Source organism: Caldicellulosiruptor diazotrophicus (assembly GCF_017347585.1).
Lineage (GTDB): Bacteria > Bacillota > Thermoanaerobacteria > Caldicellulosiruptorales > Caldicellulosiruptoraceae > Caldicellulosiruptor > Caldicellulosiruptor diazotrophicus.
The window spans coordinates 284,753-295,000 of sequence record NZ_AP024480.1; the positions used below are offsets into that span (position 1 = coordinate 284,753).

Genomic DNA, 10,248 nt, shown 5'->3' on the forward strand with positions numbered 1-10,248 from the left:
TGATTTGAAAATACCCAAACTTGACTTTTTGAAAACTTTGAAGATGCTTTTAAAAAATTGATGTGCAAACATTTGCATTATAAAAAGAAAAGTGATAAAATAAATTTCAATGTTGTATCTCGAAAAATATTTTAAAAGGAGAGTGCACAGTTTGCAGGTTCTTCACAATCAAGTTCATGACGTTTTTGCTCTGAGCAGAAATAAGTTCTATGTAAGACTATGGGTGCAAAAAGGTTTTGTAAGAAGTGTCAGTTTGATATTCTCAGACAGATATGATTTGAATGTGCAGAAAGTAAAGATGGATTTTTACATGAATGTTGGAAATTTTGAGGTGTATACAGCACAGGTACAAAATAGAACGCCAAGATTTGCGTATAAATTCTTGATTGAACTTTTAGATGGGAATTTTAAAATGTTTAACCAGTTTGGGATTACAGATACCGAAGAAAACCTTTATTTTGATGCTTTTCAGTTTCCATATGCAAATGAAGCAGATATATTTGAGAAACCTTCTTTTATAGAGGGCTTGGTTGTCTACGAGATATTCCCTGATAGATTCAAAAGAAGCAAAAAACAAGTACACAGTAATAAGTTATTTGATTGGAATTACTGCAGCTGGGATGTACCAGGCTCTGAAGTTTTTCTTGGTGGTGATTTTGCAGGCATAAAAGAAAAAATAGAGTATTTTAAAGCTCTTGGAATAAATGCCATTTATCTTACACCAATTTTTAAATCAAACTCAAGCCATCGATACAACGTTGACGACTATTTTGATGTTGACCCACTTTTGGGTACAAAAGAAGAGTTCAAAGAACTTGTTGACAATCTTCACGAAAATGGCATCCGAATAATACTTGACATGGTTTTTAACCACACAGGCGTTGGATTTTTTGCTTTTCAGGATATTATAAAAAATGGAAAGAATTCAAAATATTATAGCTGGTATAATATAAAGTCTTTACCAGTAGATATCCGAAAAGGTAACTATGAGACCTTTGCAACAAATGTAAACAGCATGCCGAGAATAAATACTTCAAACAAAGAGGTTCAGGATTTCTTTTTGGAGGTTTTAAAGTACTGGCTTTTGGAGTTTGACGTTGACGGCTTTAGATTTGATGTTGCTAACGAGCTTGACAAAAACTTTCTAAGAAGGATAAGAAGGGTGCTAAAAGCCACAAAAAAAGATGTTATTCTAATTGGTGAGGTTATGCACAGAAGCGAAAACTTTTTGATGGGAGACATGTTTGACGGGGTGATGAACTACTTTTCGTGGGAGGTTTTTGCAAGATATTTGATGGGTAAATATAATGCAGAGGATGCATCAAGAATTTTGGCAGATTACAGGCTAAAATTTAATCCTGTACTATTTTCATGCCAGCTGAACCTCATTGGCAGCCACGACACAGAAAGGGTTTTAACAAGACTTGGAGACAAAAAACTTGCAATGCTTGCAGCAGTGTACAACCTTACCTATCAGGGAATTCCTATGATTTACTATGGCGATGAGATTGGAATGGAAGGCGGTCATGACCCTGACTGCAGAAGGGGGATGATATGGGAAGAAAAAAAGCAGGACAAGGAGATTTTTAACCTGTACAGAAGATTGATTGCCCTTAAAAAGGCATCTTCGGCTCTAAATAGTGACAATGTAAGAGAAGTTCCAATTGGTGATGTACTTTGTTTTGAAAGAAAAAGTGAAAGTGAAGCTGTGTACATTCTTTTTAATCCACGCAAAGCTTTGCAAAAAGTAAGGCTGTGGTCAGAGTTTATTGTCGACAGGGAGATTGAATTTTTCAGCACACAGCAGAAAATTAAAAATCATTCATGCTATATTGATGTTGAGCTAAGTCCGGAGAGCTACGAAATTGTAATTGTTAAATAAATTCTTATAAAAAGGCTAAAAAAATGTTGACACGTAAGAAAGATAATTGTATAATATCTTCAAGAGCAAACGATTGCACATTCTATTTCAAAGGAGGAAAAAGATTATGAAAAAGCGCGAGCCAATAGGTTATGTATATCTTGCGCCAGCTTTGATATCCATGGCAGTGCTATCTTTTTTTCCTATTGCCATGACAGTGTACTATGCATTTACAAATTTTAATCTCAATCACATGGAAGACTACAAATTTGTAGGATTTAAGAACTTTGTTGATATCATAACAGGACCTTTCAAAGAGGTATTTGCGCCAACATTTGCATGGACATTTACATTTGCACTTGTTACAGTTCTTATCAATTTTGCAGTGGGGCTTTTGCTTGCTGTGCTTCTTAACAACAAATTTATGAAAGAGACAAATATTTACAGGTCAATATTAATAATCCCATGGGCCATACCAGGAACAATTGCTTCATTAGCATGGCAGGGACTTTTGAATGAAGAGTATGGGGCTATTAATATGCTTTTAAAAACCTTTCATATAAATCCACTGCCTTGGATGACAGACCCTTTTTGGGCTAAGATAAGCATATTTATTGTTAATCTGTGGCTTTCATACCCGTTTATGATGAATGCATCACTTGGTGCTCTTCAGTCAATTCCACCAGAACTTTACGAGGTTGCTGAGATAGACGGTGCTGGCTGGTTTACAAAGCTATTTAAAATTACAATACCTATGATTGTACCAACAGCTCTTCCAATTTTGATTTCATCGTTTGCATATGCTTTCAATAACTTCAACGTTGTATACCTTGTGACAGGCGGCGGACCTGCAAGGCTTGACACTCAGTTTGCAGGGCACACAGACCTTCTTGTTTCAACAACATACAAGCTTACAATGCAGTTTTACAGGTACGATTTGGCCTCTGCAATGTCAATCATAATCTTCTTTATAGTGGGAACAATTTCGCTTATCAACATGAAGCTGACAAGAGCGTTTGAAGGTGGTGAAAGATAATGGTTGGAAGAGAGTATATGACAAGGCAGGATGCTATTGTTCTGTGGATATCAAGAGTGATTATTTGGGTTGCGATAATACTGTCACTACTTCCTACATGGTTTATTATAGTTGCGTCGGTATCAAAAGGTGGGGCGTTCTTCCAGTCATCATTTTTCCCAAAGGAGATTACGTTTGAAAACTATATTGAGCTTTTTAGGAAAAAGAGCAGTCCTTCTCAGACACTGCCTGATTTTGTGATGTGGGTCAAAAATAGCTTGATTGTGTGTTTTGGAGTTGCATTCTTGCAGATTTTCATGACAGCCCCAGCAGCATATGCATTTTCAAGAATAAATTTTGTTGGAAGGAAAAACGGACTCAAAACACTTTTGATATTGCAGATGTTTCCAACATTTATGGCAATGCCTGCGATTTATGGTCTTTTGGCAAAGTTCAATCTTCTTGACAATCTTTTTGCGCTCATTCTGGTACTGGCAGGTGGTTCTGCGTTTAACATCTGGCTTTTGAAAGGAAACATGGACCAGATACCATACGAGATTGATGAGGCAGCAATAATTGACGGTGCAGGACATTTTCTAATTTTCAGAAAGATTATTCTACCACTTACTGCTCCAATGCTTGCTGTGATGTTTATCTGGAGTTTTAACGGTGTGTTCAATGAGTTTTTACTTTCCAGCTTAGTTTTGCAGTCACCTGAAAATGCAACAGTCCCGATTGGACTTAGAAACTTTATAAACAACCAGTTTTCAGCTAACTGGCCTATGTTCTCAGCAGCATCAATATTGGCATCACTGCCAATTGTGATTATATACATGGCGCTTCAAAAACAGATTCAGAGCGGTCTTGCAGCAGGTGCTGTCAAGGGTTAATTTTGTATTTGATTTTGCAAGAAAACAATTTTATAAGGAGGAGTTGATTCAATGAAAAAACTACCTACTGTTGCGTATTTTAGCATGGAGTTCGGTCTTGATTCTAACTTTAAAATCTATGCAGGGGGGCTTGGAATACTTGCAGGCGACTATTTAAAAGCTGCAAAAGACCTTGGATACCCTGTTGTAGGTGTTGGAATACTGTGGAAACAAGGGTATAACAAACAGATTGTTACAGAAGAATATGGTGTGATTGATGCTTTTCCAATCTATCGGTACAACTTTTTAAAAGACACAGGTGTAAAGGTAAAGGTAAGAATAAGAAACAGAGATGTATACTGCAAGGTATGGAAGGTTGATAATTTCGAGAACGCAGACCTTTACCTTCTTGATACTGACCTTCCTGAAAATAGCGACAGGTGGATTACAGGACAGTTGTATGGCTGGTTTGGGGAAGAAAGAGTTGCTCAAGAGATGGTTTTGGGTATTGGCGGTGTGAGAGCTTTAAAAGAGCTTGGTATCAAGGTTGATGTGTATCATTTCAACGAAGGACATGCTGTATTTGCTGGACTTGAGCTTGTAAGGCATTATATGGAGGAAAAAGGTCTTTCATTTGTTCAGGCATTATCTAAAGCAAGAGAAAAGATTGTGTTTACAACGCATACACCTGTTGAGGCAGGGAATGAAACACATCCTTTAAAACTCCTTATGTACATGGGTGCAAACTTGAACTTAACTGAAGAACAACTTGTTTATATTGGCGGTGCACCTTTTAACATGACAGTTGCAGCGTTAAGACTTGCTCGTATTTCAAATGCTGTATCTGACCTTCACAGAATAACAGCAAATGCTATGTGGGCTCAGGTTGATAGAAGAAGCAGAATAATTGGTATCACAAACGGTGTTCATGTTGGAACATGGGCGGACAGAAGAATATTAGAATCAAGACACAATCCTGAAAAGCTTTGGCACACACATACTCAAATAAAACGTGAGCTTTTGGATTTTGTTGAAAAAAGAACAGGTGTTAAGTTAAGAGAAGACGTTTTAACCATCGGATTTGCAAGAAGGGCGGCTCCATATAAGCGAAGCGACCTCATTTTCAGGGACAAAGAAGCGGCTGACAAGATGTTCAAAAACGATTTACAGATAATCTTTGCAGGCAAAAGCCACCCACTTGATGACACTGGTAAAGAGATTGTCAACAATATCATTGCAATGTCCAAAAAGTATCCCGGCAAGGTTGTGTTCTTGGAAGACTATGACATGGAAATTGGCAAGATGCTCACGCGCGGATGCGATATCTGGCTGAACAACCCACGAAGACCTTTAGAGGCGTGCGGAACCTCGGGAATGAAAGCTGCAATGAACGGTGTTTTGAACGTTTCAACCTTAGATGGATGGTGGCCTGAGGCGTGCCAGCATGGAATCAATGGGTGGCAGATTGGCGATGGGTTTGAATCAAAAGATGAAAAAGAGCAGGATAATCACGACCTTAAGAGTTTAGTTAATGTCATGCAAAACGAGGTAATACCAACATACTACAAAAACAGAGATAAATGGGTAAAGATGATGCAAAACAGCATAGAATCTACACTTGAAAAGTTCTCTGCAGAGAGGATGGTAAAAGAATATTACGAAAAGATGTACATCCCAAAACTCCACGAGGATTGATAGGTGATGGCAACAATAAAAGAAATAGCAAAAGAAGCTAATGTCTCACCATCAACTGTTTCGCGGGTTCTTGCAGGCAGTAGCAAAATCAGCCCTGAGACAACCAAGCGGGTTCTTGAGGCAATAAAAAAGCTTGGTTATGTTCCAAACGCAAATGCAAAAGGGCTGGTTGTAAAAAAATCTTTCACGGTTGGTGTATTTGTGCCGCGAGAACCCGAGAACGCCTTTTTAAATTCTTTTTTCGACCAGGTGATAACAAGCATATGTGCAGTTGTTAATAACTTTGAGTATGATATTCTGCTTGCACTATCAAACCCTGAAAAGGAAAGAGAACTTTTGAAAAGACTTGTTGAGAGTAAAAAGGTTGACGGGTTTGTGCTCCTTTCATCAAGGGAAAAAGACCCTGCAATTGAGTATCTAAAGAGTATTGACTTTAAATTTGTAGTGATTGGAAGACCGATTGGCTATGAAAACAGTGTGAACTGGGTGGACAATGACAATGTCAAAGCAGGGTTTGAAGCCACCGAGTACCTTATAAGGTTGGGACACAGGAAAATTGCATTCATGGGTGGACCAAGTGATTTGGTTGTAACAAGCGACAGATTTTCAGGCTACAGGAAAGCTCTTGAGAAATATGGTATACAACCAAAAAGTTTATATATAAAATTTGCAAACTATTACAAGAAAAGCTACAGAGAAAATGCATATGAGATTTTAAATCAACAAGACAGACCCACCGCCATCGTGTGTATGGATGATCTGGTAGCAATAGAAGTTTTCAAAGTTGCTGAAAATCTGAATCTTAAGGTGGGAAAAGACCTTTCAGTGATTGCTTTCAACAACTCAAATGTGAGTGAGATATGCCGACCTCCATTAACAACAGTTGACATTAATATTTTTCATCTTGGTAGACTTGCTGCTGAAGTGTTGATGATGGACTTAAGCGAGTCAACAAAGACATACAGAAGAATAATAGTTCCACATCAGATTGTTGAAAGAGAATCATGCGGAAAAGTACAAACGTTATAATGATTGCATGAAAAATAGGCTAAATTTATTAACAAAGTGAAAAATTTTTTCTCTCTCTTGACTTTTTTTAGAGAGAAATATATAATGTAATTATCAAACGTTTGCATATCAAATAAATTAAGGGAGGTTGTTTTAATTATGAAAAATCTAAAAAGGTTCTTGACGGTAGCGTTGATAATTGCTTTTGTAGCTGTTACGCTGATACCACTGAGCGGAGTATTTGCGACGTCAAAAAAGCAACTTGTTGTCTGGTCACATCTTACTCAAGATGAAGTAAAAGCTTTGCAACCAATTGCAGATAAGTGGGGAAAAGCAAATGGATACACAGTTAAAGTCATCACAGACCAAGGTTCATTCCAGAGCTTTCAGACAGCTGCAATGAGTGGGAAAGGGCCAGACATCATGTTTGGTATTCCACATGACAATCTAGGTGCTTTCTGGAAAGCAAAACTTTTAGAACCAGTTCCGGCAAATCTCATTGATAAGAAAAACTTTGTATCAACTGCGCTTGAAGCATGTTCGTTTGAAGGGAAGCTCTATGCTCTTCCAATTGCTATGGAGACATATGCGCTTTTCTATAATACCTCAAAAGTGAAAGAGGCTCCAAAGACAATGAGCCAACTCATTACATTAGCTAAAAAAGTTGGATTTATGTACGATGTAAACAACTTCTATTTCAGCTTTGCATTCATTGCTCAAAACGGCGGATATGTATTCAAAAACAAAGGTGGTTCGCTTGATCCGAACGATATCGGACTTGCAACAAATGGTGCAATAAAAGGACTTTCATTGATAAGAGATTTTGTTCAGACATATAAATTCATGCCAAAGGATATAAGAGGCGATATTGCAAAAGGTAACTTCCAGAATGGCAAGATTGCATTTTACATCAGCGGTCCATGGGATGTTCAGGACTTTATAAAGGCAAAAGTACCATTTGCAGTTGCACCTCTGCCAAAGACAGATGATGGAAAACCAACACCATCGTTTGTTGGTGTTCAAGCAGCTTTTGTTTCAGCAAAGTCTAAAAACAAAGATGCAGCTTTCAAATTGGCAAAATACTTGCTCGAAAATTCAGCTTTAACATTATTTAAGGTTGGACATAGAATTCCAGTATTGAATAGCGTTCTTGCAAGCAATGAAGTTAAGTCTGATAAAATAATGAGTGCATTTGCAGAGCAAGCAAAAGTTGGAATACCTATGCCAAACATCCCTGAGATGTCTGCTGTTTGGACACCGGCTGGTAATGCACTTTCGCTTATTACAACTGGTAAGGCAACACCAAAACAAGCAGCAGATGCTATGGTAAAACAGATAAAGCAAGGCATTGCTCAGATGCAGTAAAGTATGTGCAGCACATTGGAAATTAAGTAACTTAAAGGTTACAAAAGGGCAGCAGAATTTTTTCTGCTGCCCTTTTTTTCGTAAAAAAGTCCATCTTTACAAAATAAAATTTTATTAAATCTAATATGATGTGTGATATAATAAAAGCAAAAATAAAAAATCATTAATAAACATAATAAATATAATGTTTTGTCTGAAAGAGAGTGTTTAAACATGAAACTTAATATGCAAAAGTGGCAAGAAAGATTAATTGATGAAGGAAAAAATACCAAAAGAGCTTTTCCAATTTTGAGCTATCCAATTTTGAAATTAATGGACGGTTTTGATGTCAAAGATTTAGCTCAAAATGCTTATGTCCATTTTAATGTCTTAAAAGAAATTTGCCAAAACTTTGATATGGTGGCAATTGCAACTGCAATGGACCTTTCAGTTGAGGCAGAAGAGTTTGGATGCGCTGTTCGGTTTTCTTCAGAGGAGGTTCCATCTGTTATAGAACCTCTTGTTAAAAAGTTGGATGAAGCAGAAAAGCTACAAATTCCTGAAATTGGAACAAGGCGGTCAAGAAATGTGATTGAAGTTATAAAAAGATTACAAACCTTAAATATTCAAAAACCCATTCTTGGAACAATGATTGGTCCTTTTTCTCTTGCTGTGAGACTGTTTGACATGACAGAGCTTATGATAAGTCTTATGCTTGAATCTGAAAAAGTTCATCTGCTTCTTGAAAAGTGCACAGAATATTTAAGAAGATATGCTAATGCTTTAAAAGTGGCAGGTGCAAATGGGCTTTTAATTGCAGAACCGGCTGCAGGTCTTCTATCACCTCAGCAGTGTTTAGAGTTTTCATCTCATTACATAAAAGAAATTGTAAAAAGTGTGCAGGATGAAAATTTTTCTGTGTTTCTTCATAACTGTGGCAATACCCAGAACTTGGTTGAGTCAATGCTTGAGACTGAATGTATGGGATTTCATTTTGGCAACTGTGTTGACCTTTGTAAGATCATAGAAAGGGTTCCACAGAGCAAACTTGTATTTGGTAACCTTGACCCTGTGGGTGTATTTAGAAATGACTCTGTAGAATGCATTTATCACAAGACTCAGGAGCTTCTTTTCAAGCTAAAAGAGTATTCCAATTTTGTTATTTCTTCTGGCTGTGACATTCCTTATCATGTTCCAATTGAGAATATAAAAGCATTTTTTGAAGCTGTGGAGGATTTTAACAAGGATTTGGTGAGACAAGGGGGAAAAACTGATGGAGAGAATAATAAAGAATAAATTCCTATCAGGCAAATTGACAAATAGAGAAAGGTTTAGAAGAGTTATGCATTATCAAAACGTAGATAGAATACCAAATTTTGAGTTTGGCTATTGGAACGAAACACTTCCAACCTGGCATTCTCAAGGTCTTTTGCCAGAGATAGATAATGAAGAAAAGGCTTATGAATTTTTCGGCATAGACTCTTATAAATATGTTCCAATAAAAAATGGGCTTCTTCCACAATTTGAACAAAAGGTGTTAGAAGAGACCCACGAGTACATGATAATAATTGATTCGGAAGGTATAAAGTGTCAAATCTTTAAAAACAGATCATCAACAATCCCTCATTATCTTGAATATCCTATCAAAAATAAAGATGATTGGGAAAGGTTTAAAGAGCGCCTTGATCCCGATGACCCTGCAAGATACCCTGAAAACTGGGATGAGATAGTTTCAGAGCTTCAGGAAAGGGACTATCCAGTATGCATACACTGTGGAAGCTTGTTAGGAAAACTTCGTGATTGGATGGGATTTGAAAACATTGCACTTGCATTCTACGACATGCCCGATTTGGTGGATGAGATGATTGAGTATATGACAGATTTTTCAATAAAACTCATGGAAAAAGCATTGAAAGACGTTGAGGTAGATTTTGCTCTTGGATGGGAAGATATTGCCTTTAACAATGGACCAATTATATCCCCGCAGATGTTTAAAGAGTTTTTATTGCCCAGATACAAGAGGATAGCAGATTTTTTGCACAAACATGGAGTGGATATAATTGGCACTGACTGTGATGGTAACATCATGCCAATTGTTGAACTTTGGCTGGAAGCAGGGTATAATCTGATGTTTCCTGTGGAGGTACATGCTGGCACAGACCCAGTGGTGCTGAAAAAACTTTACGGAGATAGTATAAGGCTTATGGGTGGTGTTGACAAAACAAAACTTCAAGGTTCAAAAGAGGATATACTAAAAGAGCTAAAAAGACTTGAAAAGGTGGTGGAACAAGGCGGTTTTATACCCCATGTTGACCACAGGTGTCCCCCAGATGTGCCGTATGAGAATTACCTTTATTATTTAGAAAACAAAAAGGCTATGCTGGGGTATTGAAAACAGCTCTCTTGCTATTTCGAAGTTTCATAATATATATCTTCAGAAAGAGCCTGATTACAAG

Annotated in this window: 8 protein-coding genes; all 8 read left to right on the top strand. The window is 37.3% G+C overall.

What is annotated here, in order from left to right; all coding sequences use genetic code 11:
• Positions 1 to 151: 151 nt before the first annotated feature.
• The 8 genes from CaldiYA01_RS01195 (at position 152) to CaldiYA01_RS01230 (ending at position 10,184) form a co-directional block, all read left to right on the top strand.
• Complete coding sequence (locus tag CaldiYA01_RS01195; protein ID WP_207180536.1) at positions 152 to 1,882, top strand: glycoside hydrolase family 13 protein; 1,731 nt, start codon at positions 152 to 154, stop codon at positions 1,880 to 1,882.
• Between the two features lie 106 nt (positions 1,883 to 1,988).
• Positions 1,989 to 2,897 carry a carbohydrate ABC transporter permease gene (locus tag CaldiYA01_RS01200; RefSeq protein WP_207180538.1) on the top strand — a complete coding sequence of 303 codons (909 nt, stop codon included), beginning with the start codon at positions 1,989 to 1,991 and terminating at the stop codon, positions 2,895 to 2,897.
• On the top strand, positions 2,897 to 3,766 hold the full coding sequence (locus CaldiYA01_RS01205) for a sugar ABC transporter permease (RefSeq protein ID WP_207180540.1): 870 nt from the start codon (positions 2,897 to 2,899) through the stop codon (positions 3,764 to 3,766). The genes CaldiYA01_RS01200 and CaldiYA01_RS01205 overlap by 1 nt, the downstream gene beginning before the upstream one ends.
• Before the next feature lie 51 nt (positions 3,767 to 3,817).
• The gene (glgP, locus tag CaldiYA01_RS01210; RefSeq protein ID WP_207180542.1) at positions 3,818 to 5,440 is read left to right on the top strand and encodes an alpha-glucan family phosphorylase; all 1,623 of its coding nucleotides are present in this window, start codon (positions 3,818 to 3,820) and stop codon (positions 5,438 to 5,440) included.
• Positions 5,441 to 5,446: 6 nt separating this feature from the next.
• Positions 5,447 to 6,469: a LacI family DNA-binding transcriptional regulator gene (locus CaldiYA01_RS01215; RefSeq protein WP_207180544.1), complete on the top strand. Its 1,023-nt coding sequence runs from the start codon at positions 5,447 to 5,449 to the stop codon at positions 6,467 to 6,469.
• 138 nt (positions 6,470 to 6,607) lie between these two features.
• Positions 6,608 to 7,813 (top strand): sugar ABC transporter substrate-binding protein, encoded by a 1,206-nt coding sequence (locus CaldiYA01_RS01220; protein WP_207180546.1) that lies wholly within the window; start codon positions 6,608 to 6,610, stop codon positions 7,811 to 7,813.
• A gap of 213 nt (positions 7,814 to 8,026) precedes the next feature.
• Complete coding sequence (locus CaldiYA01_RS01225) at positions 8,027 to 9,088, top strand: uroporphyrinogen decarboxylase family protein (RefSeq protein WP_207180548.1); 1,062 nt, start codon at positions 8,027 to 8,029, stop codon at positions 9,086 to 9,088.
• On the top strand, positions 9,066 to 10,184 hold the full coding sequence (locus CaldiYA01_RS01230) for a uroporphyrinogen decarboxylase family protein (protein ID WP_207180550.1): 1,119 nt from the start codon (positions 9,066 to 9,068) through the stop codon (positions 10,182 to 10,184). Before CaldiYA01_RS01225 ends, CaldiYA01_RS01230 begins: the two co-directional genes overlap by 23 nt.
• Positions 10,185 to 10,248 lie beyond the last annotated feature (64 nt).